We start from the raw sequence: 23585 nt of genomic DNA on the forward strand, positions 1-23585 counted from the left end.
CTCGCTGACCGCGGAGGCGGGCGCCGGTCAGCGCGCGTAGCGCTCGCGGGCCCGCTCCCGCGCCTTGACCGCCTCGACCTCGCGGTCCTTCGGCGGGGCGGTGGTGACGAGCTCGTCGAGGAGCGTGCGGGTGCTCGCCGTGACCTCGGCGACCGCCCGGGCGAACGCCTCCTCGTTGGCCTTCGAGGGCCGCGCCGCACCGCTGATCTTGCGCACGTACTGCAGGGCGGCCTCGTGCACCTCGTCGGCGGTGGCCGGGGGCTCGAAGTTGTGCAGGACCCGGATGTTGCGGCACATGCCGCGATCGTGCCGCACGGGCCGGGGGCGGATCGAGACCCGGACGGCGGGAGCGGGGAGAATCTCCCGGCCGGGAACGTCGAGGTCCGCCCGACCCGGCGAGTGCTCTGAGACGTTTCCGGTGTCGCTGTCCGGGAGCGGACGGCTTCTGGAACGATGGGAGGCACGTCGGTTCCCTTGCCCCCCAGGGGCACCGGCGAGGTCCCGTCGCCCGGCCCCCTCGGGCGGCGGGACCGCCCCCCACCTCCCTGCCCCCCACGTCCCCGGCCCGACGCCGGGACACGGCTCAGTGCGGGTCGCGGAGCATGCGGTCGGAGGCGTCGGTCGACCAGTCGACCATCACCAGGGTAGCGTCGTCCTGCAGCTCGCCGGCCTGGTGCTCGAGCACCGCGGCGGTGAGCCGCCGCAGTGTCTCTGGCGCGGAGACCCGGGACATCTCGGTGCGTTCGGTGAGATCGACCAGGCGCTCGACCCCGAAGAACGCGCCCTGGGGGTCGCGGGCCTCGACGATGCCGTCGGAGTAGAGCAGCAGCCGGTCGTCGGGCTCGAGCTGTTCGCGGCCCTGGGTGGCGGCGCGCCCCGCGGCCGGTGGGACCCCCAGCGGCGGGCCGACGGGCGCGTCGAGCTCCTTGACGATGCGCCCGTCGCGGACCAGCAGGGGCGGCGGGTGGCCCGCCACCAGGTAGTCGAGCACCCCGGTGCGGGTGTCGAGCCGGGCCAGGACCGCGGTGACGAACCGCGTGGGTCCGGGGCGCCCGACGAGCAACCGGTCGGCCTGTCCCGCGAGCTCGACGAGCCCGGTCACGTGCGCGCGACGGGCGTTGCGGATCGCGGTCAGCGCGAGAGCCGTCGACAGGCCCGCGGACAGGTCGTGACCCACGCCGTCGAACACCGCGAGGTCGACGACGTCCTCGTCGACCGCGTAGTCGTAGGCGTCGCCCGCGACCTGGTCCCACGGCTCGAGCAGCGCGGTGACGACGACGCGGTCGGTGGCGAACGTCCGCGGCGGCACCAGCTGCCACAGCAGCTCCGCCGCCGTGGACAGGGCGGAGTCGCTGCGCAGGCGGCGCAGCCGGTCGCTGCAGGCGACCTTGATCATGACGATGTGGCCCACGAGCCCGGCCAGCGACCAGCAGCGGGCGCGGAAGCGGGCGTCGTCGACCACGGACGCGGGCAGCCCGAGGCGCAGGACCCCCACCCGTTCGGTGCCGTCGAGCATCGGGACGAGGAGCAGCCGCTCTCCGTCCGGGCCGGTGCCGGCGATCAGCTCGCCGAGCTGGAACGCCCGGCCGGTGAGGGTGGCCTCGACGTCGATGCGCTCGTCGTGACCCGGCCGGATCACCACCAGGGCCCGCTGGGCGAGGTTCACCAGCATCACCTCGGCGGTCAGTCCGAGCGGCGCCACCGCGTGGTCGACCATCACCGACAGCTGGTCGCCGGTCGCGAGGTGCGACCGGTCGGCCACCTCGGCGAAGACGTCGGCCCACACCGCCGAGGCCGCCATCCGCTCGCCCGCATCGTCCACGGCAGGGGACAGTAGGCGCCCGGCCCGGTTCCGCGCCCCGTCCGGGGCGGTTACCCGCCAGGGCCGCCGGGGTAGGCCGCGTGCACATCGGAGGACGCGCCTTCGGGAGACCAGGCCCGGGGAGAGACCGTGTGCGCCTCGAGCCGACCGACGACCGGTGCCGCCGGTCCGGTCGCCGCGGCGTCCCCGCACGCCTGGGACGCCGAGGCCGACGAGTGGCTCGTCGGGCAGGCGGTGGCGGGCTCGCGGTTCTCGGGGCAGGCGTTCGAGGTGCTGCTGCGCCGCCACCAGGACCGCATCTACCGGATCGCGCTGCGCATGACCGGGAGCACCGCCGACGCCGAGGACGTCGCCCAGGACGTCGCGGTGCAGCTGTGGCGGATGCTGGCGACGTTCACCGGCTCGTCGACGTTCTCGACCTGGCTGTACCGCATCGTGGTCAACCGCTGCCTGACCCACCTGCGGGCGCAGCAGGTCGCGGGACGCCGGACCGAGCCGCTGCTCGAGTCCGACCATCCCCGCGTCGTGGGTCCGGAGAAGCGCGTGCTCGACGGGGCGCGGGTGGACGCGGCCGCGGCGGCGCTCGGCGGGCTGCCCCCCGAGCAGCGTGCTGCACTGGTGCTCTGCCAGATCGAGGGTCTGTCCTACCGTGACGCGGCGGCGGCCACCGGCGTCACCGAGGCCGCGATCCGCAGTCGTCTCGAGCGAGGGCGTCGGAACTTCACCGCGGCGATGCAGGAGTGGGCATGAGGAGCGACCGGAGACTGGCGTGCGGCGCCGATCCCGACGCGCTGTTGGCCCAGGTCAGCGAGGGTCGGGGGGACGAGCGGGACGCCCACCAGGCCGGTTGCCCGCACTGCCGGGCGACCCTCGCCGAGTACGCCCGGCTCTGGGAGCCGTTCGACGAGCTCGCCGCCACCGAGGTGCGGGCCCCGGCGGGGTTGCTCGACCGGGCCCTGGCCTCGGTCCGCGAGCAGGCCGGTCCGGTCGACTTCGGCCGGGTCCCCGACGAGCAGGGGCCGTACCTGGTGGCCGCGCGGGCGATCGTCGCCGTCGTGGGGCACGCCGCGCGGTCCAGCGCCGGGGTCCGCATGGCCCTCGGCGCGCTCGGCGAGCTGGTCGACCCCGGAACCGGGGCGGAGACCCGGGCGGCGGTCGGCGCGGGCGTGAGCGGGCAGAGCGTCGCGGTGGACCTCACCGTGGCCGCGGAGTACGGCCACGACCTCCGGCGCCTCGCCGAGCACCTGCGGGAGCGGGTCGTCTCCGAGGTCCGTGCCCAGACCGGGCTCGAGGTCGTCGTCGTGGACGTGGCGATCACCGACGTCTTCCCGCCGCTCGAGCCGCCGACCCCACCGCCGCCGCGGGCCGCCTGACCGACGCGGCAGCGCCCGGACGGCGCCGGAGGGACATGCCGGAACGATCTTGCCCCCGAGTCGGCGAGGGACGGACTAGGGTGGTGCTCGTCGTAGTGGAGTCGAGCGACTCCACAGTTGGCCCCGGACCCGGTCGCGGCGACACTCGCCCGATCGCGGCTGAGGGGGTCCCTGGTGCGCGACGACGGCGCCGACACCTCTCCCGGCGACGCGTCGGCGTTCGGCTCGCGGGGAGCCGACGGCGGCGCGATCCCGGTGCCCGGCGATCGGCTGGGAATGGTGTGCGCAGGGGTCCCTGCGACGGCCGGGGTCGACGGGGCGGGGATCACGGTGATGGGAAGTCTGGCCGGCGGGCTCGAGGGTGCTCGGGACCAGGTCGCCGCGACCGGTCCGGTGTCCCGCCGGCTCGAGGAGCTGCAGCTGACGGTGGGGGAGGGCCCGTGCCTCGACGCCTACGCCACCGGGATGCCGGTGCTGGTCGCCGATCTGGCGTCGGGCTTCACGCCGTGGCTCGCGTTCGCCCCGGAGGCGCAGGCCGCGGGAGCGTCGGCGGTGTTCTCGCTGCCCCTGCAGGTCGGTGCGGTCCGGCTGGGCACCCTCGACCTGTACCGGTCGCGCCCCGGGGACCTCAGCCGGGAGCAGCTCGCCGCGGCGCTCGCGGTGGCCGAGACCGCCACCGAGCTCCTCCTGGAGAACTCCGATCCCGACGCCGACCCGGGCGAGGACGTCGGGTGGCTGTCCGGCGTGCACGCCGACGTCCACATCGCCTCGGGCGTCGTCTCGGTGCAGTCCGGCGTGGACGTCGGCGCGGCGCTGCTGCGGCTGCGCGCGTACGCCTTCGCCCACGCCGAACCCCTGCACGAGGTGGCCCGCCGGGTCATCGAGCACACCCTGGTCCTCGCCGGGGGCAACCTCGACGACGACCCACCCGAACCACCAGACGACCGACAGCCCGCCCCGGACCCGGAGGACGACGACCGATGAGCGAGACCCGCGAGGCGCAGGTGGTCGACACCTTCCTGGCCCTGACCGACACCCTGGTCCACGACTTCGACGCCCTGGACATCCTGACCATGCTCGCCGAGCGGTGCACCGAGCTGCTCGACGTGTCCGCCGCCGGCATCATCCTCGCCGACGGGCAGGGCCGGCTCTCGGTCGCCGCAGCGTCCTCGGAACGGTCGCGGCTGCTCGAGGTGTTCGCGGTGGCGATCGACGGCGGCCCCTGCGTCGACTGCGTCCGCGGCGGGGTCCAGGTGCTCTGCGACGACCTCCTCGGTGCTGAGGCGCAGGAGAGGTGGTCCCGCTACGCCCGCGGCGCGTCCGAGGCCGGTTTCCGCGCCACCCACGCCCTGCCGATGCGGCTGCGCGACGACGTCATCGGGGTCCTGACCCTGCTGCACACCGGCCCGCACACCCTGACCACCGAGGACGCCCGCCTCGGGCAGGCCCTGGCCGACGCGGCCACGGTCGGACTGGTCCATGAGCGTGCGGTGCGCCGGGCGGAGACGGTCCAGGAACAGCTCCAGGGCGCCCTGAACAGCCGGATCATCGTCGAGCAGGCCAAGGGCGTGCTGGCTGCCCACTCCCATCTCGGGCCGCACGCCACGATCGGTCCCGACGAGGCGTTCGTCCTGCTGCGCAGCCACGCCCGGGCGCACGGGCAGCGTCTCACCGAACTCGCCCGCGGCCTCGTCGACCGCTCCGTCGACCCGACCACCGTCCTCGGCGTCAGTGCCTGACCGGTCCGTGAGCGGCCCGACCCCGGATCTCCGGGGTCGGGCGGGGGCCTAGCGATGCTCGAGGAGGCGGGCCGGTCGCGGACGTGACGGCTGCGGCTCGGCGACGAGCGACGCGACGGCGCCGACCCGGTCGGGGAACACGGCGGGGTGCGGGGCGGGCCAGAGCTCTCGCGAGAGCCGGGTCAGCTGCCCGGAGAGCCCGACGATCGCGAAACCGGCGCCGTGTGCGGCCGCGAGGCGGGCACCGTCGTGGAGCGCGCCCAGTCCGCGGAGGCCGCAGAAGGTCATCCGGGTCGCGTCGACCACGATCCGGGCGGCGGGACGGGCGACGAGCTCGGCGAGGGCCGACGCGAGCTGGCCGGCCGTCGTCAGGTCGACCTCGCCGATCACCCGGACGACCTCGACGGGCACCTGCCGCCCGTCGTCCGTCGCTGCATACGAGCGTTGCAGCTCCATCCACAGGACAGGCTGGGACACGGTCGCCCGCTCGCCGACGTCCTTGACAGGTGTCTGCGTCCGTCTCACGGGTGCCTCCCGGTGGGTCCGATGCGGAGCCACACGGGACCGGGGTGACGAGAGTCGACAGTGCCAGATCGATTGTGGGCTGTCGACCCTGCGAGGACGGGCCGGCACGCGCGGTCGTCCGCACGTGCCGGCCCGGGGTCCGTCCGCCCCGGGCATCGCCCGGGGCTCGAGATCAGCTCTTGGAGCCGATCTTCTGTCCGACCATGCCGCCGAGCGCCGACGCGAGGACGGTCAGCCCGAGCGCGAGGGCGGCCCAGCCGGCCCCCTGCTGCGCGGCCTCGAGGGCCTGGGCGGGGTCGATCTGGCCGGCGGTCTGGCCCGCGGCCTGGCCGGCCTGGCCGGCCTGCCCGCCGAGCTGACCGGCGACGCTGGAGAGGCTGCCGAGCAGGGCGCCGGCACCGAGCAGTGCGAGGCCGAGGATCGAGACGATGCCGACGGCCCAGGTGAGGACACCGTGCAGCAGGCCCTCGTCGGAGTCGCGCGAGGCGGCCGTGGAGCCGGCCATGAGTCCGCCGACGAAGAAGGCGATGAGCGCGAGGACCGCGCTGACGATGCTGGCGGCCGTGCCCTGCCCCTCGCCGTCGGTGCCCAGGTCGAGGATGCCCAGCGCGAAGAACAGCAGCTGCAGGACGAGGAAGACGGGCAGGGCGACGAGCACGCCGGCCCACACCGGGCCCCAGTGCACCCGGTCCTGCATGCGCTCGGGCCGGGGGGCGTTGGTGTGGCGCGGGCCCCGGCCGTCGGGCTCGTTGGTGGGTCGGCCGTTGCCGGCCTGTCCGGTCTCGTAGGCGGTGCTCATGGGATCCCTTTCGTTCGGACGGCATGCACCGGCGGCGCACGGAGTGCGCGCGAGGGACATGCGGGAGGAGGGGTGCGCCGAATCTCGGGGAGTGAACGTCAACGACACCGTGCCGCACCGGTCGTGACGCGACCGGGTGCGGCCGACCGGGCTGCCCCGCTTCACCCCGGCTCGACACCGGGAAGTCGCGGGACGTGACGCACGACGCCGGGTCCGCCCGGGGAACCCGTCCCGGGCGGGTCGCACCGTCACCCCGTCATGAACAAGTTCCGATACGCCTGGACAGCGTCCCCACGGCTTGTACGGTTGGGGGCGAATCGACGAGCGGCGCCCCCAGACCCGGTCCTCCGCATCGCCTCCTCTGCCGAGGCTTCCAGGGACGGGGCGCGCACCATGACCTGCCTTCTCGACGACCAACTCGTCGTCGCCCTCCGCACCGCCGCGTCCGGCCTGGTGCGTCAGAACATCCGCGACATGGACAACGTGCTGACGCAGATCGTCGCCTCGGCCGCCCAGACGGTCCCGGGCGCCGACGGCGGCGGAATCTCGCGGACCGAGCAGGGCACCGTGCGCGCCTGCCACGCGACCCACGAGGTCATCCGGGACCTGGACCGGCTGCAGGTCGACCGGGGGCAGGGCCCGAGCTCGCTCGCCGCGGACGACCCGCCCGCCGGCGGCGTCGTCATCGCCCACGACCTGGCCAGCCGGACCGACTCGGACCGGTGGCCGTCCTTCGCGCCGGCCGCGGTGCGTGCCGGGTACCGCTCGATCATGTCCGCGCAGCTGACCTCCAGCGGGCGGGGACGCCACGCCGCGCTGAACCTGTACGCCCACGAGCCGGACGTCTTCACGGCCCACGCGCAGAACATCGCCGGCCTCTACTCCGCGCAGGCGTCGCTGCTGCTCTACGGCGCCGACCAGGCCGACTACCTGCAGCGGGCGGTCGAGTCCCGGGACCTGATCGGGCAGGCCAAGGGGATCCTCATGGAGCGGTTCGACGTGACCGCGGACCAGGCGTTCGAGATGCTCATCAACTCGTCGCAGGAGACGAACGTGAAGCTGGTCGACGTCGCCCGGTGGCTGACCCGCGACCAGGAGTCGAGGTCGGCCGCGAGGCCGACCCCGCTCTGGACGTCAGCGGTCTGACCGTCCCCGGCTCTCCCAGCGACCCGGGCCGGGGGTGTCGACGGTGTGCCGCCGGCTCTTGGCGTTCCACGACCACCGGCCGAACCCGAGACCCCAGCTGACGCCCTCGGCGCCGACGTTGAGCCGCAGCGGCCCGAGGCGGAAGGTCCGGCGCATGTGGTGGCGCGGGCTCATACGGGGGAAGAGACGGAATCCCAAGGGGTCCTCCTAGGTGGAAGTGTCCGGAATGCCCGGTCGGTGGCCTCCCGAACCCGGCGATCGGCCCGGTCGCCGCTCCCGCATCAGACGCTGACGGCGATCCCGGCCACCGCGAGGGCGCCGAGCGTGTAGACGGTCGCGGTCGTGCGGCTGGCGGGCAGGTCGCGGGCGGCGCCGAACCGCTGGTAGAGGCGGTCGAGGCGCTGTCGGACACGGTCGCCGCGGAGCAGCCCGACGACCAGCAGGACCAGGCAGGGCAGGCAGTAGACGACGGCGTACCCGGCCAGGACGAGCAGGGCCACCGGCCATCCCGTCCCGGCCGCCACGAGCCGTTCGATCGCGACGAAGTAGGGGAAGGCGTTGGGCAGGTCCACCGCGGTGATCACCGCCCCGACGGGGACCGCGGTCCAGGGGGAGAACCAGCTCGGCAGGGCCACCGCGGCGCGATGGCGCGGACGCAGCCGACGCAGCCCGACCGCGAGCAGCGCCAGGGCGGCGAGGCCGAAGGCGGCCCGGCGCACCCAGAGCAGCCCGCCCGCCACGGCCGCGCCCTGGGCCGCGGCGTAGATCGCGGCGCCGAGGGCGAACACGGTGAGCGCCGCCCCGGCGACGATGCCCAGCGCGAGCACGACCTGGCCGGTCCCGCGGCGGCCCCGACCGGCGTGTGACCTGCCCCCGGGCAGCAGCAGGATGAGCGTGACCAGGCCGATCGTGGCCGGGTTGAACGAGTCCAGCAGCGCCAGCCCGGCGATCCCGGCGAGCAGCCCGGCCGTCACGGCTCCTCCGCCCCGGTGCGCACCGGGCCGGGGCCCAGGAGACGGCTGTAGATCTCCTCCAGCTCCCCGGGCGCCGGGACGGTGTCCGCGAGGGTCGCCGCGAAGAGTCCGTCGCCGACCAGACGGACGACCGCCGCCAGGACCTCGTCCCCGAGCTCGGCCGCGATCATGGCCTGCCACCGGGTGACGGCCTCGTCGATGCCGTGGCCGAGCTCGATCCGGCCGCCGGCCTCGACCCGCATCAGCGACAGCATCGCGCGGGCCGCCTGGTGATCCGGGCCCTGCGCGGCGGACATGCGCAACCAGGTCCGCGCCGCGTCGCCCCGCTCCGAGGCTGCGGTCATCACCTCGTCGGTCGCCGAGACGGCGCGCTCGGCCAGCCCCCGGACCAGCGCGCCCCGGTCCCGGAAGTGGTGGAGCACCCCGCCCTTGCTCACCCCGGACCGCGCGGCGATCGCGTCGAACGTCGGCGCCGCGTCGCCCGCGAGCACCAGTTCCTGCACCGCGGCGAGCACCCGGTCCCGCGCATCCGATCGCCTGGCCACGCCTCCACGCTACCTGACAAACCGTCCAGACGGTCGGGACAGGTCGTCAGGGGGAGTGGGCGAGGCTGTGTCCGGAGTGCCGCGGGTCGGGGCCGGCGGGCTCGACGGAGACGTCGAGGGCGGGGCGCTGCGCGGCGTCCGCCGGATCGGCGGGCAGGACGAGCTCGCCGGCCCAGCGGCTGCGGTCCGGTGCGGGGGCCAGGGCACCGAGCGGGCGCATCCCCCCGGGTTCGACGGCCCAGACCTCGAGGGTGTGGCCGGCGGGAACCCCGGCGGGCACGACGACGTCGACGTGCATCACCGGCCCCGGCCCCATGACGGCCTCGCCGCTCACCCCCGGGTCGGCGGAGACCAGGGCGACCCGCGCCACCGCGGTGGGGCCGGCACCCCCGGACGGGTCGAGGAGGCCGCCGAGCGCGGGGGAGAGCACGGCGACGGCGGCGGCCACGGCCGCGATCGCGAGACCGGCGACCACCACCCGTCGTCGGCGCCGCGGTGCCGGCTGCGCGACGTCCTGGGCGAACCGGGGACCGGGGTGGCGGTGCCCGTTCCGACGACGGCCGCCACCGACCGTCCCGGGACGTCCGGGGAGGTCGCCGGGGAGGGCGCCGTCGGGGAGGTCGTCGTCGAGCTGCGCCAGGATGCCGCTCCAGACTGCGGGCGGAGGGGGTGGCTCACCGGCAAGGGCGAGGCCGTCGCGGGCGAGGCCGACGGTCCGGCCGAGGGCCGCGACCTCGGCCGCGCACGCCGGACACCCGGCGAGGTGCGCGGTGACCACCTCGTCGGTGGGCTCGCCGGGGAGTGCGGCCGCCGTGAGCTGGTCACGCGTCGGGTGGGGCACCGGTCACCTCCCACCGTCGTCGTAGCCGCGAGAGACCCCGCCGCAGGTGACTCTTCACCGTGCCGAGCGGCAGCCCCGTGGCCGCCGCGATCTGGGGATGGGTGAGCTCGTCGAACACCGCCAGGCGCAGTACCCACCCCTGATCGGCGGGCAACCGCGCGAGCTCGTCGGCGACGAGCAGTGTCTCGACGACCTGGTCGGCCAGCGACGTCCGCGGCCCCGGGTCCTCGAGGGGCGCCGGGTCCGCGAGGGTGACCGTCCCGGCGTCGCGTCCGCGGGCGGCCAGACGGTCGGCGACCCGGCGGCGCAGGATGCCGGCGAGCCAGGCGCCGAGGGCTCCCCGGTCGGGGTCGAAGCCCGCGCGGCCCCGCCACGCGTCGACGAACACCTGCTGGGTGACGTCCTCGGCGTCGTGGTGCGACCCGACGGCGCGGCGGGCGGAGGCGAACACCCAGCCGCCGTGGCGGTCGTAGGCCTCGCGCAGCGCGCCCGCCTCGCCCGCCCGCAGGCGGCGCCCGATCCGCTCGTCGTCGGGCACGGTGGTGCCGGTGCCCCGGGCACCCTCGTGCGGGCGCGCTGCGCTGTCGGTCACCGGGCGCTCCTCATGCCCTACCCGGTCGCCGGGCACGGGCCGGACGGAGGTCGCATGCGGCCACTCCTCAGCCGATCGGTGTCGCGGTCACGACGAGGTTGTCGCGGTAACTGCGCTGGTCACGGTCGAACGGCCCGTCGCACGTTATCAGCGTGAGCCGACCCGGACCGGTCCTCGCGAACAGCTCGTCGAGGGGGACGTCCTGCTTGCTCCACCGGCGCACGTCGGTGACGCGGTGGACCACGGTCCCGCGGGGGCCGTCGACGAGGACCTCGTCCCCGGGGTCCAGGCGCCCGAGGGTCGCGAAGGCCCCCTCGCCCTGGACCCGGTCGTCGACGTGGCCCGCGAGCACCGCGGACCCGGCCGGGTCGCCCGGCGCCGGCCCGAACCGGTACCACCCGACCTCGGCGATCCGTGCCGGGACCTCCATCCGGCCGTCGGGGTCCACCCCCACCGCCACCACGGGGGCGTCGAGGCCGATCGCCGGCGCCCGCAGGCGCACGGGCGCGGCCGCCTCGGCGGGCACCACGGCCCCGGGCACCGTCCCGGTGGCCGTGTCGGCCACCGGGACGGGCCCGGCCCGGGCCGCCGGCACCGCCGCGGGGGGCGCGGCCGACGGGGCGACGACCCCGGTCGGGTCGGTGGTCGCGGCCAGGATCGAGCCGAGCGTCAGCACGAGGCCGACGATCAGCCCGATCCAGGCCGCCGGGCGACGGTTCAGCGCCGGCTCGCGGGTCGCAGACGGGCCAGCGACAGCCCGACGATCGCGATGCCGGCGGCGGTCAGGCCGGCCCACCAGCCCGGCGCGCCGTCGGCCGGGGCGCCGGACGGGGCGCCCGCGGGGACCCCGGAGGGAGCGGAATGGGAGCTCGTGCTGAAGGTGACCAGGTCCAGCGACTCGTCCTGCAGCGAGCCGATCGCGTGCACGAACGTCGTCGTGCCCTCCCGCAGCGGCAGGTCGGCCGGTCCGATCACCGGGTCGGTGGTGCCGGCGGCGGCGACCGACGCGGAGACGGTGCCGGCCGGGACGACCAGGGCCTCCTGCCTCGGGTTGGTGATGCCGCTGACCACCGGCTTCCCGTCGGCCAGGACGTCGACGGCGGGGGCTGCCGCCAGGTGCCGGACGACGACGCGGGCCTGACCGGCCGGGACCGCGGACACGTCGTTCACCAGGGGGGTGAGGGCGGGCTGCCCCTGGGCGTCGAGGTGGGCCGCCAGGGTGACGTTCCCGCCGGCCGGCAGGTCGGCCTGCGCGGACAGCAGCGCCCTGCCCGAGTCGTCGGCGGCGTCGGCCGGGAACACGGCCACCTGGTGCGGGCCGGCCGGCAGCGGCAGCGGGCCCTCGACCGTGCCGGGCTCGAAGTCGTCGATCGCGCGCTCCCCGTCGACGTAGACGTCGACCGGGGTCTTCGGGATGCCGTGGACGACGTACACGGTGCCGGTGGCGGTGTCCTGGGCGCTGGCGACACCGGCGGTGCCGAGGGCGACCGCGGACGCCACCAGGGCGACGCCGGCGGCGCGGGTGAGACGGCGCATCGGGTCCTCCAAGGTGGGGGGAGGTCGGAACCGGGACGGAACCGACACCTCCACTACGGCCGGCGGCCCTCCCACGGATGCACCCGCACCGTATCTCCTCGACGGGGGACCACGCCCCGGACGTTCAGCCCGCGGCGGCCGCCTTGGCCCGGGTGCGCTCGCGCCGCTCCTCGAACCGCACGGCCTGGGCCTCGGCGGTCGTCAGGAAGACGTCGAGCTCGTCGCGGGCCTTCTCACCCTCGCGGTCGAGGCCCTCGAGCTCCCACACCTTCCAGTGGCGCAGCAGGGGCCGGAGCACCTCGTCCAGGTGCACGCGCTGGTCGTAGATGCCGGCCTGGGCGATCTGGACGGCCTTGCGGGTGAAACCGGGGATGACCGCTCCCGGCATCTCGAAGCCGATCACCTCGTCGGTGATCGCCCGCATCGTCGGGCCGGGGGCGATCTCGAGGGCCGCCTTCGCGAGGTTCCGGTAGAAGACCATGTGCAGGTTCTCGTCGGTCGAGACCCTCGTGAGCAGCTTCTCCGCGATCGGGTCGTCGGCGAACTTCCCCGTGTTGCGGTGCGAGACGCGGGTGGCGAGCTCCTGGAACGAGACGTAGGTGAGCACCTGCAGGATCGGCTTCTCCGCCGTGTCGTAGCCGGTCTGCATCACCTGCATCCGCGCCTGCTCCAGCTCGACGGGGTCGACGCCGCGGGTGACCAGGAGGTAGTCGCGGATGCAGTAGGCGTGGCGCCCCTCCTCGGCGGTCCACCGGTGCACCCACGTCCCCCAGGCCCCGTCCTGCCCGAACGCCCGCTCGATCTCGCGGTGGTAGCTGGGCAGGTTGTCCTCGGTCAGCAGGTTGACCTCGAGCGCGGTCCGGGCCACCGGCGACAACGACGACTGCTCGGGGTCCCAGACCTCCCCGTCCGGGCCGGCGAAGTCGCGTCCCTGGCTCCAGGGCACGTACTCGTGCGGCATCCACTCCTTCGCCATCCCGAGGTGCCGGTCGAGGTTCTCGGCGACCACGGGCTCGAGGTCGAGGAGCAGGCGGGTGCTGTCGGTGATCGTCATGCTGTCGCTCTCATCCACCGGGGCCGAGCCGCAGGGTCCGGGGCGGCGACGTACCCCTCGACCATGACACCGCCGGGTCGGGGTGTCGACCCGCCCGGCGTCAGGACGAGGCTTCCGCCGCCGGTGCGTCGGCGAGGTCCTCGATGAAGGGGGCGAGGGTCTGCCAGTTGGCGCGGGTCGCGGCGGCGGCGCCCTCGGCGTCCCCGGCCTCGCAGAGCGCGACGATCCGCTCGTGCTGCGCGACCGACCCCCGGCCGCTCAGCGACCGGAAGCGGAGCCGCTCCAGGCGGCGCAGGACGGGCGTGTACCGCTCGAGGACGTCGCGGACGGCGTCGTTGGCGCTGGCCGTGACGAGCACGCCGTGGAAGTCGTCGTCGGCCGCGATGGCCGCGTCGGCGTCGTCGCGGCGCAGGGCCTCGGCGAAGCGCTCGTTGGCGTCCCGCATCGCGTCGAGCTCGGCGGTGGAGAGGTTCGGCAGCGCCTCCCGGACCGCGAGCTCGTGCATGGCGGCCGTGACCGACTGGGCGTTGCGGGCGGCGCGGACGTCGAGCGGGCTGACCATCGTGTACCGGCCGGGCCTCGTCTGCACCAGACCCGCCTGCTCCAGCCGGGCGAGGGCCTCGCGGACCGGCGTGCGGCTCACCCCCAGCCACGCGACGAGGTCGTTGTCGTTCAGGCGCTCGCCGGGCGCGAGCGTGCCCTCGACGATCGCGTCGCGGATGGCCCGGTAGGCGTCCTCGCGCAGGAGCGACCGGGCGACGAGTCCGCGACCCACGGGTACCGGCATGCAGCACATCGCATCCCGCGTCCCGGCACCTGTCAACGCGAGGTCGACCCGGCGCGTCGCCTGGTTCCCGGGCGCCTCGCACGCACTCCCGGCCTCGCAGCCCGACGTCGTCGCCGACGTGATCCTCCGGGCCTCGGCGGCAGTCTGACCGCGCGCGGACCGGCACCGCCCGACGAGGCCGCACGCGCGGCCTCGTCGGGCAGGCTCGCGACGGGGTCAGACGCCCTTGGTCGTGCGGGAGATCTGGTTGTGCCGGTCGTCCATGGCCTGTTCGACCGCGCCCCAGGCGAGGACGGCGACGACCGGGGCCAGCGCCATCGCGACGTACTTCGAGACGACGCCGGCGCCCTTGAGGGCGATGCCGCGGATGATCATGACGCTCCTGGGGTCGTGAGGGGGGAGGAGAAGATACCGCTGACTCCCTGTACCCAGAACCGTGAGCCTTCCGACATGGCGCCCGGTGACATCTAGGTACTCTCGGTCCCCGGTAGTCGTGGACCCAGGGGAGGACGAGCGCGGATGGCGCACAGTCGCGGACGGTCCCGGCCGGACGTCGACGGGCTGGTCGAGCTCCGCGGCGCCGAGGGCGCGGGGGAGGGGGCGGTCGTCCTCGTGCACGGGCTGGGGGCGACGGGGCGCAGCTTCGGGCGGCTCCTCCCGCTCCTGCCCGACGACGCGGTGCCGGTCCTCGTCGAGCTGCCCCGCGGGGCCGCGGTTCCCGACGAGGCCGCGGCGCTCGCGCACGCCCTCGACGACGCCGGTGTCCGGGCCGCCACGGTGGTCGGGCACTCCCGCGGCGGCGCCGTCGCGGTCGCGCTGGCCGAGGCCCGTCCGGACCTGGTGGGCCGCCTCGTGCTCCTCGACACCCCGCCGACACCCGCCTCGCGCCTCACCGCGCGATCGCCCCGGGAGCGCCTGCTCGCCGTCCCCGGGCTCGGCCGGGTCCTGTGGTCCCTCGCCCCCCGCGCCGCCCTGCGCCGTGGCCTGGGCACCGCGGTCGCCCGCGGCACCGAGGTGCCCGACGTCCTGGTCGACGACCTGGCCGCTACGTCGCACCGGGCCTTCGTCGGGGCGTCGGCGTCCCTGGACGACTACCTCGCCGCCCGGGACCTGCCCGCCCGGCTGGCGACGCTGGCCCCGGTACCGGTCGACGTCGTCGTCGGGACGGACGACCAGCGGGTGGACCCGTCGTCCTGGCGGGAGCCGGAGCTGCCCGGGGTGCGACTCCTCCGGTGGGAGGGGGTCGGGCACAGCCCGGCCTGGGAGGCCCCGCAGCAGGTCGCCCGGCTCCTGGCGGACGGGGCGGCCCGGTGACGGCCGGCCCGGGACCCGCGAGCTTCGTCGACCCCCACATCCACCTGTGGGACCCCTACACGGTGCCGCGCGAGGCCGCCGCCCGGGCGCGACTGCTGCGCCCGCTGCCCCGCCTGCCCCGCGGCCTGGGGCGCCTCGCCACCCGGGCCGACCGGGAGTTCGTCGGGGACCCGCGCGCGGTGCTGCGGCCCTACCTGCCGACCGACTACCGCGACGACCTCGACGGCGTGCCGGTCGACACGGTGGTGCACGTCGAGGCCGCGTGGCCACTGCGTCGGCCCCTCGACGCGGTCGCCGAGACGCGCTGGGTGCGCGAGCTGCCGTCCGGACGCGCCGGGGCGCCCCGCCTGGGCGCGCTCCTGGTGCACGCCGACCCGCGCGATCCCGACGTCGGCTCCGTCCTCGACGCGCACCGGACCGTCGACCCCCGGGTCCGCGGGGTGCGCCTGCGCGCGGCCGCCCATCCCGACGACCGCGTGCGCGACTTCGCCGACGTCCCCCACCTGCTGCGCGACCCTGCGTTCGTCCGTGGGGTCGCCGCGATCGCCGAACGCGACCTGGTCGTCGACCTCTGGCTCTACTCCCACCAGCTCGACGACGCGGTCGCGCTCGTCGCGGAGTACCCGGACACGACCTTCGTCCTCGACCACTACGCCACCCCCGTCGGCGTCCTGGGCCCCCGCGGCCGGCACACCGGAGCCACCCCCGCCGCCCGGCGCGACCTCCTCGCCCGCTGGCGCGACGGCATCGCCGCTCTCGCGGCCGCCCCCAACGTCGTCGCCAAGCACTCGGGGCTCGGGATGAGCCTGCTCGGCGGGGAACCGGTCGTCGGCGTCGACCCCGCCTTCGTCGACCGGGTGGCGCCGCTGGTGCGGGGCCTGCACGAGAGCTTCGGCCCCGACCGCACGATGTGGGCGTCGAACTTCCCCATCGACCGTCCCGGGCAGCCGCTGTCGGCGAGCGCGCAGGTCCTCACCGAGGTGCTCGGCGGGGACGCCCGCCCGGACGCGCTGTTCGCGGACGTGGCCCGACGCGTCTACCGGCTCGACGTGCCGACCGGGCCCGACGATCCACCGGCTCGGTCCCTGCCGACCCGCACCGAGGTCCGGCGCTTCACCCTGGCCGGGCAGGTCGTGCTCGTCACCGGCGCGGCCGGGGGCATCGGCTCGGCGACCGCGCGGCGCCTGACCCACGCGGGCGCCCGGGTGGTGTGGGCCGACCTCGACGCCGAGCGGACCCGCGAGGCCGCCGCGGAGGCGGTTCCCGACGACGAGCCGCTGTGTCTCGCCCTCGACGTCACCTCGCCGGCGTCGTGCGCCGCGGCGGTGCAGGCCACCCTCGACCACCACGGCCGCCTCGACGTCGTCTGGGCGAACGCCGGCGTCTCGGCCTTCGGGCCGCTCGCCACGGTCGACCCCGACACCTGGCGGCAGGTCGTCGAGGTGAACCTCCTGGGCTCCTACCACGTGGCGCGGGCGGCTCTGCCCGCGCTCGTCGCCCACCGGGGCTACCTCGCCTTCACCGCGTCCTGGGCGTCCTTCGCGCACTCCCCGGGCCACTCCGCGTACGCGGCCTCGAAGGCGGGGATCGAGGCCCTGGCCGACGGCCTGCGCAGCGAGCTCGACCACGAGGGGGTGCGCGTCGGGGTGTTCCACCCGGGCTGGATCGACACCCGGATGGTCACCGAGAAGCAGCGCACCCAGCCGGCGTTCGGCGTGCTGCTCGACAGCCTCCCCGGTCCGCTCGGCGCCCTGACCCCGGTGGACGAGCTCGCCGAGGTGCTCGCCGACGCGATCGCCCGGCGGGCCGCGAAGGTGGTCCACCCGCGCGTCGGCTGGGCGCTGCACGCCGCCCGGGCGCTGCTGCCCACCCGCCCGTTCACCGCGAGCGCCCGCGCCGCGGCGCCGGAGATCCGGCGCCTGTCCGGTCCGGCCGTCCCTGCCGACCCCTCCGCCCACGACAGTCCCGGGAGCACGACATGACCGCTCGCAGCCTCGACGGCGCCGTCGTCCTGATCACCGGCGGCGCGCACGGCATCGGCGCGGAGACCGCGCGCCAGGCCGCCGGGCGGGGCGCCGTGTGCGCCCTGCTCGACGTCGACGGCGAGGCGGCCGCCGCCACGGCCGCGGCGCTGCCCGGCCGGGCCGACCACCTCGGCCTCGCCCTCGACGTCACCGACTCCGCCGCCGTCACGGCCGCCGTCGACGACGTCGCGGCCCGGCTCGGCGGGCTCGACGTCGTGGTGGCGAACGCCGGGATCGGCGAGGCGGGCACGGTCGCCACCCGGCCCGTCGAGGCGCTGCTCCGCACGGTGGACATCAACCTCGGCGGCGTGGTCCGCACCGCCCACGCCGCCCTGCCCCACCTCGTCGAGCGTCGGGGCTACCTCCTGCTCGTCTCCTCGGCGGCCGCGCTGAAGAACGTGCCGGGCGGATCGTGCTACGCGGCCTCGAAGGCGGGCGTCGAGGCCTTCGGCGGGGCGCTGCGCCTCGAGGTGGCCCACCGGGGCGTCGCCGTGGGCGTGGCCCACCCGGCATGGGTGCGGACGCCGATGTTCGAGGCCCAGACGGCGTCGCAGGCGTTCAACGACGGCATCCGGCGTCTGCCGTGGCCCTTCAACGTGGTCTCCCCGGTCGAGGAGTGCGGTGCCGCCTTCCTGCGCGGCATCGAGCGCCGGCAGCGCAAGATCTACGTGCCCGAGGCCCTGCGCTACGTCGACAAGGTCCGGGGCGTGTTCACCGGCGCGCTCTGGGACCGGGCCGTCGGGCTGCGCGCGCACGACACGGTGCCGGCGATGGAGCACGAGGCGGTGGGCCGGTGACCCGCTCCGTCGACGACGCCCGGGAACCGGAGGCCGGACCGGTCGTCGTCGAGCTCGACCGTCCCGCCCCGACCCCGGTCGAGCTGACGGTGTGGCCCGCCGCCGACCCGGCGGCGCCGGCGTACGTCGTGGTGCCCGCCATGGGGATGCGGGCGTCGTTCTACGCCCCGCTGCTGCAGGCCCTCGCCCGCGGCGGGGTGCACGCGGGGGTGCTCGAGCTGCGCGGGCACCAGCGGGCCGCGGCACCGCTGCCCGGCCGCCGCTACGACTTCGGCTACGCCGACCTCGTCGAGGACCTGTCCGCGGCCGTGCTCGCGGTCCGGGAGAAGTGGCCCGACGCGCGGGTGGTCACCCTCGGGCACAGCTTCGGGGGACACGTCGCCACCGCGCAGGCCGCCGCGCACCCTGCGGCCGGTGACCCGGCCCGACCCGACGCCCTCGCCCTGGTCGCCACGGGCAGCGTGGCCTGGCGCGCCTGGGGCCGACTCGCCCCGTGGCACCTGCTGCGCAGCCAGGCCCTGCTCGTCCTGACGACGGTCGTCGGGCACTTCCCCGGGCAGCGGGTCGGCTTCGCCGGCCGCGAGGCGCGCACCCAGATGACCGAGTGGGCCCGCTGGAGCCGGACCGGGAGGTTCGTCGTCGGGTCATCGAGCGGCGCGGCCGGGCTCGACGTCGACGCCGGTGCCGCGCGGGTCGACGTCCCGGTGCTCGCGGTGTCCTTCGAGGGGGACCCGCTCGCCCCCCGGTCCACGACGACCGCGCTCGCCGGCCTGTTCACCGGCGCGCCCGTCACGCTGGAGCACCACGCCCTGCCCGTCGGGCGCCCGCACGTCGACTGGGTCCGCCAGCCGCAGCTTTTCTCCGACCGGCTGCACCGCTGGGCCACCGGCGCGGCCTGAGCGGACATCGAGGACGAACCTGGCGTCGTCGTGCCGGGCGGCCGTATGGTGTAGGTCACATTCTGCCGCCTCGCTCAGGTCGGGAGTCCGTCGATGCACCCTGCTCAGACCTCACGGCCCGCGCCCACGGCGAAGGAGACGCGCCGCGTCGCCTCCGCGACGCTGATCGGCACGTCGATCGAGTGGTTCGACTTCTTCGTCTACGGCGCCGCGGCCGCCCTCGTGTTCAACAAGGTCTTCTTCCCGACGGCGAACCCGCTCACCGGGACCCTGCTCGCCCTGTCGACGTTCGGGGTCGGCTTCGTCGCCCGGCCGTTCGGCGGCGTGATCTTCGCGCACTTCGGCGACCGGATCGGCCGCAAGTCGATGCTGGTGCTGTCGGTCTGCATGATGGGCGGCGGCACCTTCGTCGTCGGCCTGCTCCCGACCTACGAGACGATCGGTCTCGCGGCGCCGATCCTGCTGGTGCTGCTGCGGATCATCCAGGGCATCGGGCTCGGCGGGGAGTGGGGCGCGGCCGCGGTGATGGCGGTGGAGTACGCGCCGCCGAACCGGCGCGGGTTCTTCGGCAGCTTCCCGCAGATCGGCGTCCCGGCCGGGATGCTGATCGCGAACGTGTCCCTGTTGATCATGTCGGCCGCGATGTCCGACGCCGCGTTCCTCTCGTGGGGCTGGCGGGTGCCGTTCCTCGCCTCCATCGTGCTGGTCGCGGTCGGGATCGCGATCCGGCTCAAGGTGGCCGAGTCGCCGGTCTTCGAGGCGGCCCGCGCCGAGGGGCGGATCGAGCGCCAGCCGGTGATCGCCGTGCTCCGCCGCCAGCCGCTCAACGTCCTGCGAGCCGCCGGCCTCCGGTTCGCGGAGAACAGCACCTTCTACATCCACACCACGTTCGTCCTGACCTACGGCACCGTCGTGCTCGGAATGGCGCGCAGCGACCTGCTGTTCGCGGTGATCGTCTCCTCGGCGATCGGGCTCGCGACGATCCCGTTCTACGGCTGGGCCTGCGACCGGTTCGGCCGGCGGCCCGTCGTCCTCTGGGGATCGTTCGTGCTGCTCGCGATGAGCTGGCCGTACTTCTGGGCCCTCGACACGCGCTCCCTGCCGCTCATCGTGCTCGCGACGGTGATCGCGGTGAACGTCGGGAACTCCGCGGTCTACGCCCCGCAGCCCGCCTACTTCTCGGAGCTGTTCGAGCCGGAGGTCCGCTACAGCGGGGCCTCGATCGGCGCCCAGGGCGCGAGCGTATTCGCCGGCGGCCTCGCCCCCGTCATCGCGACCGCCCTGCTCGACGCGACCGGCGGCTACGACTGGATCGCGGTCTACATGTCCGCGATGGTGCTGATCACCATCGTCACGGCGTTCCTGTCGCCCGACCCGTACCGGGAGTCGCTGAAGCAGGCGCGCGAGCCGGTCCCGGTGGGGAGTTAGGCGCCCGGCACCGAGCCGGGCGGGAGGAACTCCACGTCGTGGAGCGCCGACTGCCGGACCACCTCGGCGGGATCCGAGAGGTCGTGCAGCTGGTCGAACAGGTGGGCCAGCTTGCCCGTGGGGCTCACCCAGAACAGCGCGCGGGAGTCGGCCTCGGTGCGGTTGTAGTAGGCGTGCGGGAGGCCGCGCGGCATCAGCACCGTGTCGCCGGGCCCCGCCGTCTCCCACTGGCCGTCGAGGTAGAGCGTGAAGACCCCGTCGAGGACGTGGATGTGCTCGTCCTGCGTCGGGTGCACGTGGGGCGGGACGCCGGTGCCGGGCGGGTCGAGGGTCTCGAACGCGAAGCTCGACTCGCTGACCGCCCGCGCCCAGTAGGTGTGGCCGAGCACGTTCCACACCCGCCGGTGCTGACCCTCCCCGGCGCGCACGATGCCCTTGGGCAGGGGACCCAGCACGATCTCGTCACCGTCGAACATGCCCGGACCGTAGTGCTCGGACCGGCCGCCGGTCATCGTTCGCGGGGCCCGAGAGTTCGCTGAAGCAGGGTCAGGTCGATCCACCGTCCGCGCTTGTGGGCGATCCGGCGCAGCTGCCCCGCCGGCAGGAAACCGGCGTCCAGGTGCAACGCCCGCGACGCGCGACCCTCGTCGTCAGCGTCGGCGATGACGGCCACGACCTCCCGGAACCCGACGTCGCGACCCTTCTCGAGGAGGACGTCCAGCAGGCGACCGCCGTGACCTCGTCGCAGGGCGGACGGCGCCACGTAGACGGAGTCCTCCGCGCTCGAGCTGAACACCGCGTGTCCCAACCAGCGCGAGAGCTCGGCGTAGCCGACGACGACGTCGTCCTCCAGGGCCACGAGCATCGGGTGGCCCGCCCGCCTCGTCTCGACGATGCGCGCCCGCCACTGCTCCGGGCTCAGCGGGCTCGGCGCCGTGATCGGCAGCACCGAGTTGACCACGTAGTACCCGTGGATCGCCGCGATGCTCGCCGAGTCCGTTTCGGCGACGTCCCTGATCCGTCGACGGGTCGACATCCGTCCCCTATCTCCCGTGCCCGTCCGCCTCGTCCCGGGCGGTGGTAGGCCGGAGGTTGCGGGCTCCGCTGCCCTTCACGTGCGCACCCGCGGCGACGCTGTGGCGGATGCCGTTGTAGACGAGGTCCCAGAGCGCGGGGTTGGCGTGCAGGTCGTTGGTGCCGGCGGTGGTGCGACGCTCGTCGCGGTCGACGAGGGTGATCCAGTGCTGCCCGTTGCCGGCGGCGACCGTGATCTCGGTGAGGGCGTAGAGGTCGACCCACGTGCGCCGGCCCTGCAGGTAGTCGGCGCCGGCGGCGAGGTAGGTGCGGGACACGTTGCGGGCGCCGAGCACCGCGACGACGCCGAAGAGCGCCCAGAGCCACCAGAACCCGAGGATGCGGCTGTCGAGCAGGGCGCCGAGGCCCAGGAGCGCGGCCGTCATCCCGACGAAGACCAGCCCGTCCCACCGGGTCCCGCGGTGGACCTCGAGGACGCGGCCACGGCCGGGAGGGGGTGGGCGGAGCCGGTCGTCGACCGGGTCGGGGCCGTCGCCGCCGAGGTGCAGGGCGCCGTGGGGGAGGGGCCCGGCCAGCGACCACCGGGGGCCGGCGGGCGGGCGGGGGAGTCCGGTGGCGGGGTCGGGACGGGCGGGCAGCGGCCGGTCGCCGAGGCCCCAGGTCCGGGTGCTCACGTGACCCAGCCCTCGATGGTGTCCCAGTGGTCGCCGATGGCCCAGGAGACGGCGAAACCGGCGCCGACGGCGACCAGGGTGGCGGGGCCGCCGGCGATGGCGAGTCCGGTGAGCGCGGCGACGCCGGCCGTCGTGACGATCGAGGCGGCGGTCTGGGTGACGTTCTTGGCGGTGGCCGACTCCACGGAGCGACCCGCCGCGGTGTCGAGACCGATGCCGAGGCCCGTCGTCGCCAGGCTCAGGTAGGGCACGCTGCGCAGCACCGGCGCGGCCCTGCCCAGCACGCCGGTGGCGCCCTCGAGCTCCGGGGCGGCCCGGGCGCCGTGGAGGGCAGGTCCGATCACCGGCCTGTCCTGCAGCCCGAGCAGGAGGCGGCGGTTCGACGCGGCGGCGGCGTCGGCGCGCGCGGCGAGCCGCCGGGCCTCGTCGTACCGCGCCCGGGGGGCGACCGAACCCGCGCCGGGGGCCGCCGGCGCCACGTGGAGGGCCTGCTGCCACCGGCGGGCCTCGTCGTCGTAGTGCGCGCCGACCTTCGCCCACCGGTCGGCGGCTCCGAGCAGGGTGGAGCCGGTGGCCAGCGGCACGAGGGCGCCGCGGTAGGTCCACGTGAAGCCCCGGGTGTTCAGCAGGCCGGTCGGCTCGGCGAGGGCGGCCCGCAGTCGGTCCTGGGCCTCGACGTAGCGGGAGCGGGCGTGCGTGGCGACGGCGTCCGCCTCGTCGAAGGCCCGCTGCTGGGCCGCGGCCCCGTCCGGGGTGAGCGTGGTCGGCTCGCCGATGACCTTCCCGACCACGGGGAGTCCGGCCCCGGTCGCGATCGCCCGGGCCCGCGCCATGTCGGCCTCGACCGCGTCGACGGCGCCGGCGAAGTCGGTCATCGCGCGGGCGGCGTCGCGGGCGTGGCCGGCCACCTCGTCCCCGTCCGCGCACAGCTGGGCCGCCCGGTCGCGGAAGCCGTCCCCGGCGGCGCCCTCCCAGGCACCGGACGACTGCCGGCGGGCGGCGTTGACCCCGTCGGCGGTCTGTTCGGCGCCCCGGGAGACCGCGTCGAGCCAGGCCGCGGTCGCCCGGCACGACCCGGCCTCGGCGTCGACCGTGGTGTCGATGGGCACGTCAGGACCCGAGGATCGCGCTCGCGTCGGCGCCGCGGTAGGACGACGCGGCCGACCGCACCGCGTCCGCCGTCGTGGCGGTGCCCTCGATCAGCCCCGACACCGCCCGCGCGAGGGCTGCGACGTAGGCGATCACCTCCCCGGTAACGGGACCCGCCTGCGGGACGTCCGGGGCCGCGCCCGCCGCACCGGACAACGGGGTGGCCGCGGCGTCCAGGCCGGCGGCGATCCCCTCGACCCGGGCGACGTCGACGTCGAAGCCCGGCGCGCTCACTGTCGGTCCCCGTGACGCAGCTCGGGTGGGAGCTCGAGGCCGGGCACGACGAGGTCCGCCCCCGTGGCGTCCGCCAGCTCGGCCACCCGGTCCGTGCGCACCGCCATCCACGGCTGCGCCCGCCCGCAGCACGCCACGAGGTCCTCGACCGTGTCGTAGACCGGGAGCGCCAGCTGGCCGTCGGTCGACCGCCGCAGCTCGCACACGGCCTCGTCGTCGCGCGGCAGCTCGTGCAGCGGCACCACCACCGTGTCGAGCAGGAGCCGCTGCTCCCCGGGCGTCATGGTCGACAGTCTGG

General features: G+C 75.6%; 30 protein-coding genes. 10 read left to right on the top strand and 20 right to left on the bottom strand.

Features of this window, described 5'->3' with window-relative positions; all coding sequences use genetic code 11:
- Window positions 1-27 precede the first annotated feature (27 nt).
- Window positions 28-297: a DUF2277 domain-containing protein gene (locus tag ACFPBZ_RS06835; protein WP_378035268.1), complete on the bottom strand. Its 270-nt coding sequence runs from the start codon at window positions 295-297 to the stop codon at window positions 28-30.
- Between the two features lie 286 nt (window positions 298-583).
- Window positions 584-1822, bottom strand: coding sequence for a PP2C family protein-serine/threonine phosphatase (locus tag ACFPBZ_RS06840; RefSeq protein WP_378035269.1), 1239 nt, complete (start codon window positions 1820-1822; stop codon window positions 584-586).
- Between the two features lie 129 nt (window positions 1823-1951).
- Between ACFPBZ_RS06840 and ACFPBZ_RS06845 the strand changes: the two genes are divergently transcribed.
- The 4 genes from ACFPBZ_RS06845 to ACFPBZ_RS06860 all read left to right on the top strand — a co-directional run bounded on the left by ACFPBZ_RS06845 (window position 1952) and on the right by ACFPBZ_RS06860 (window position 4934).
- A complete protein-coding gene (locus ACFPBZ_RS06845; RefSeq protein ID WP_378035270.1) occupies window positions 1952-2572 on the top strand; it encodes an RNA polymerase sigma factor in 621 nt (206 codons plus the stop codon).
- A complete protein-coding gene (locus ACFPBZ_RS06850; protein WP_378035271.1) occupies window positions 2569-3195 on the top strand; it encodes an Asp23/Gls24 family envelope stress response protein in 627 nt (208 codons plus the stop codon). Before ACFPBZ_RS06845 ends, ACFPBZ_RS06850 begins: the two co-directional genes overlap by 4 nt.
- A 276-nt stretch (window positions 3196-3471) precedes the next feature.
- Window positions 3472-4179 carry a GAF and ANTAR domain-containing protein gene (locus ACFPBZ_RS06855; RefSeq protein WP_378035345.1) on the top strand — a complete coding sequence of 236 codons (708 nt, stop codon included), beginning with the start codon at window positions 3472-3474 and terminating at the stop codon, window positions 4177-4179.
- A complete protein-coding gene (locus tag ACFPBZ_RS06860) occupies window positions 4176-4934 on the top strand; it encodes a GAF and ANTAR domain-containing protein (RefSeq protein ID WP_378035272.1) in 759 nt (252 codons plus the stop codon). Before ACFPBZ_RS06855 ends, ACFPBZ_RS06860 begins: the two co-directional genes overlap by 4 nt.
- A 48-nt stretch (window positions 4935-4982) precedes the next feature.
- On the opposite strand, the gene ACFPBZ_RS06865 is transcribed toward ACFPBZ_RS06860, so the two are convergent.
- Window positions 4983-5459, bottom strand: a complete 477-nt coding sequence (locus ACFPBZ_RS06865) for an STAS domain-containing protein (RefSeq protein WP_378035273.1) — start codon at window positions 5457-5459, stop codon at window positions 4983-4985.
- Between the two features lie 172 nt (window positions 5460-5631).
- The gene (locus ACFPBZ_RS06870) at window positions 5632-6258 is read right to left on the bottom strand and encodes a hypothetical protein (RefSeq protein ID WP_378035274.1); all 627 of its coding nucleotides are present in this window, start codon (window positions 6256-6258) and stop codon (window positions 5632-5634) included.
- Between the two features lie 393 nt (window positions 6259-6651).
- Here ACFPBZ_RS06870 and ACFPBZ_RS06875 point away from each other — a divergent pair, with 393 nt between their 5' ends.
- Complete coding sequence (locus ACFPBZ_RS06875) at window positions 6652-7404, top strand: GAF and ANTAR domain-containing protein (RefSeq protein ID WP_378035275.1); 753 nt, start codon at window positions 6652-6654, stop codon at window positions 7402-7404.
- On the opposite strand, the gene ACFPBZ_RS06880 is transcribed toward ACFPBZ_RS06875, so the two are convergent.
- The 10 genes from ACFPBZ_RS06880 to ACFPBZ_RS06925 all read right to left on the bottom strand — a co-directional run bounded on the left by ACFPBZ_RS06880 (window position 7393) and on the right by ACFPBZ_RS06925 (window position 14108).
- On the bottom strand, window positions 7393-7602 hold the full coding sequence (locus ACFPBZ_RS06880; RefSeq protein ID WP_378035276.1) for a DUF4236 domain-containing protein: 210 nt from the start codon (window positions 7600-7602) through the stop codon (window positions 7393-7395). The two genes, ACFPBZ_RS06875 and ACFPBZ_RS06880, sit on opposite strands and share 12 nt — an antisense overlap.
- Window positions 7603-7685: 83 nt before the next feature.
- On the bottom strand, window positions 7686-8378 hold the full coding sequence (locus ACFPBZ_RS06885; RefSeq protein ID WP_378035277.1) for a GAP family protein: 693 nt from the start codon (window positions 8376-8378) through the stop codon (window positions 7686-7688).
- Window positions 8375-8923, bottom strand: coding sequence for a TetR/AcrR family transcriptional regulator (locus ACFPBZ_RS06890; protein WP_378035278.1), 549 nt, complete (start codon window positions 8921-8923; stop codon window positions 8375-8377). The genes ACFPBZ_RS06885 and ACFPBZ_RS06890 overlap by 4 nt, the downstream gene beginning before the upstream one ends.
- A gap of 46 nt (window positions 8924-8969) precedes the next feature.
- The gene (locus ACFPBZ_RS06895) at window positions 8970-9764 is read right to left on the bottom strand and encodes an anti-sigma factor domain-containing protein (protein WP_378035279.1); all 795 of its coding nucleotides are present in this window, start codon (window positions 9762-9764) and stop codon (window positions 8970-8972) included.
- Window positions 9745-10356, bottom strand: a complete 612-nt coding sequence (locus ACFPBZ_RS06900; RefSeq protein WP_378035280.1) for a sigma-70 family RNA polymerase sigma factor — start codon at window positions 10354-10356, stop codon at window positions 9745-9747. The genes ACFPBZ_RS06895 and ACFPBZ_RS06900 overlap by 20 nt, the downstream gene beginning before the upstream one ends.
- A gap of 67 nt (window positions 10357-10423) precedes the next feature.
- Window positions 10424-11032 carry a class F sortase gene (locus ACFPBZ_RS06905; RefSeq protein WP_378035281.1) on the bottom strand — a complete coding sequence of 203 codons (609 nt, stop codon included), beginning with the start codon at window positions 11030-11032 and terminating at the stop codon, window positions 10424-10426.
- Between the two features lie 41 nt (window positions 11033-11073).
- Window positions 11074-11892: a DUF4397 domain-containing protein gene (locus tag ACFPBZ_RS06910; RefSeq protein WP_378035282.1), complete on the bottom strand. Its 819-nt coding sequence runs from the start codon at window positions 11890-11892 to the stop codon at window positions 11074-11076.
- A gap of 124 nt (window positions 11893-12016) precedes the next feature.
- A complete protein-coding gene (locus ACFPBZ_RS06915) occupies window positions 12017-12946 on the bottom strand; it encodes an acyl-ACP desaturase (protein WP_378035283.1) in 930 nt (309 codons plus the stop codon).
- Window positions 12947-13046: 100 nt separating this feature from the next.
- Window positions 13047-13733, bottom strand: a complete 687-nt coding sequence (locus ACFPBZ_RS06920) for a GntR family transcriptional regulator (protein ID WP_378035284.1) — start codon at window positions 13731-13733, stop codon at window positions 13047-13049.
- Window positions 13734-13949: 216 nt separating this feature from the next.
- Window positions 13950-14108 (bottom strand): hypothetical protein, encoded by a 159-nt coding sequence (locus ACFPBZ_RS06925; protein WP_378035285.1) that lies wholly within the window; start codon window positions 14106-14108, stop codon window positions 13950-13952.
- Window positions 14109-14252: 144 nt separating this feature from the next.
- Here ACFPBZ_RS06925 and ACFPBZ_RS06930 point away from each other — a divergent pair, with 144 nt between their 5' ends.
- The 5 genes from ACFPBZ_RS06930 to ACFPBZ_RS06950 all read left to right on the top strand — a co-directional run bounded on the left by ACFPBZ_RS06930 (window position 14253) and on the right by ACFPBZ_RS06950 (window position 20195).
- Window positions 14253-15047, top strand: a complete 795-nt coding sequence (locus ACFPBZ_RS06930) for an alpha/beta fold hydrolase (RefSeq protein ID WP_378035286.1) — start codon at window positions 14253-14255, stop codon at window positions 15045-15047.
- The gene (locus ACFPBZ_RS06935) at window positions 15044-17029 is read left to right on the top strand and encodes an SDR family NAD(P)-dependent oxidoreductase (protein WP_378035287.1); all 1986 of its coding nucleotides are present in this window, start codon (window positions 15044-15046) and stop codon (window positions 17027-17029) included. Before ACFPBZ_RS06930 ends, ACFPBZ_RS06935 begins: the two co-directional genes overlap by 4 nt.
- A complete protein-coding gene (locus ACFPBZ_RS06940; RefSeq protein WP_378035288.1) occupies window positions 17026-17868 on the top strand; it encodes a short-chain dehydrogenase/reductase in 843 nt (280 codons plus the stop codon). The genes ACFPBZ_RS06935 and ACFPBZ_RS06940 overlap by 4 nt, the downstream gene beginning before the upstream one ends.
- Window positions 17865-18767 carry an alpha/beta fold hydrolase gene (locus ACFPBZ_RS06945; protein ID WP_378035289.1) on the top strand — a complete coding sequence of 301 codons (903 nt, stop codon included), beginning with the start codon at window positions 17865-17867 and terminating at the stop codon, window positions 18765-18767. Before ACFPBZ_RS06940 ends, ACFPBZ_RS06945 begins: the two co-directional genes overlap by 4 nt.
- A 93-nt stretch (window positions 18768-18860) precedes the next feature.
- Window positions 18861-20195: an MFS transporter gene (locus ACFPBZ_RS06950; protein ID WP_378035290.1), complete on the top strand. Its 1335-nt coding sequence runs from the start codon at window positions 18861-18863 to the stop codon at window positions 20193-20195.
- Here ACFPBZ_RS06950 and ACFPBZ_RS06955 read toward each other — a convergent pair.
- The 6 genes from ACFPBZ_RS06955 to ACFPBZ_RS06980 are packed head-to-tail and all read right to left on the bottom strand — an operon-like array spanning window position 20192 to window position 23571.
- Window positions 20192-20671 carry a cupin domain-containing protein gene (locus tag ACFPBZ_RS06955; RefSeq protein ID WP_378035291.1) on the bottom strand — a complete coding sequence of 160 codons (480 nt, stop codon included), beginning with the start codon at window positions 20669-20671 and terminating at the stop codon, window positions 20192-20194. The two genes, ACFPBZ_RS06950 and ACFPBZ_RS06955, sit on opposite strands and share 4 nt — an antisense overlap.
- A gap of 32 nt (window positions 20672-20703) precedes the next feature.
- Window positions 20704-21231 carry a GNAT family N-acetyltransferase gene (locus ACFPBZ_RS06960; RefSeq protein ID WP_378035292.1) on the bottom strand — a complete coding sequence of 176 codons (528 nt, stop codon included), beginning with the start codon at window positions 21229-21231 and terminating at the stop codon, window positions 20704-20706.
- 7 nt (window positions 21232-21238) lie between these two features.
- On the bottom strand, window positions 21239-21904 hold the full coding sequence (locus tag ACFPBZ_RS06965; RefSeq protein WP_378035293.1) for a hypothetical protein: 666 nt from the start codon (window positions 21902-21904) through the stop codon (window positions 21239-21241).
- A complete protein-coding gene (locus tag ACFPBZ_RS06970; RefSeq protein ID WP_378035294.1) occupies window positions 21901-23013 on the bottom strand; it encodes a hypothetical protein in 1113 nt (370 codons plus the stop codon). The genes ACFPBZ_RS06965 and ACFPBZ_RS06970 overlap by 4 nt, the downstream gene beginning before the upstream one ends.
- Window position 23014: 1 nt before the next feature.
- The gene (locus ACFPBZ_RS06975; RefSeq protein WP_378035295.1) at window positions 23015-23287 is read right to left on the bottom strand and encodes a hypothetical protein; all 273 of its coding nucleotides are present in this window, start codon (window positions 23285-23287) and stop codon (window positions 23015-23017) included.
- Entirely contained in the window at window positions 23284-23571 is a 288-nt protein-coding gene (locus ACFPBZ_RS06980) for an SAV_915 family protein (RefSeq protein ID WP_378035296.1), read from the bottom strand. The genes ACFPBZ_RS06975 and ACFPBZ_RS06980 overlap by 4 nt, the downstream gene beginning before the upstream one ends.
- Window positions 23572-23585: the final 14 nt, after the last annotated feature.

Source organism: Actinomycetospora atypica (assembly GCF_042653685.1).
GTDB classification, from domain to species: domain Bacteria; phylum Actinomycetota; class Actinomycetes; order Mycobacteriales; family Pseudonocardiaceae; genus Actinomycetospora; species Actinomycetospora atypica.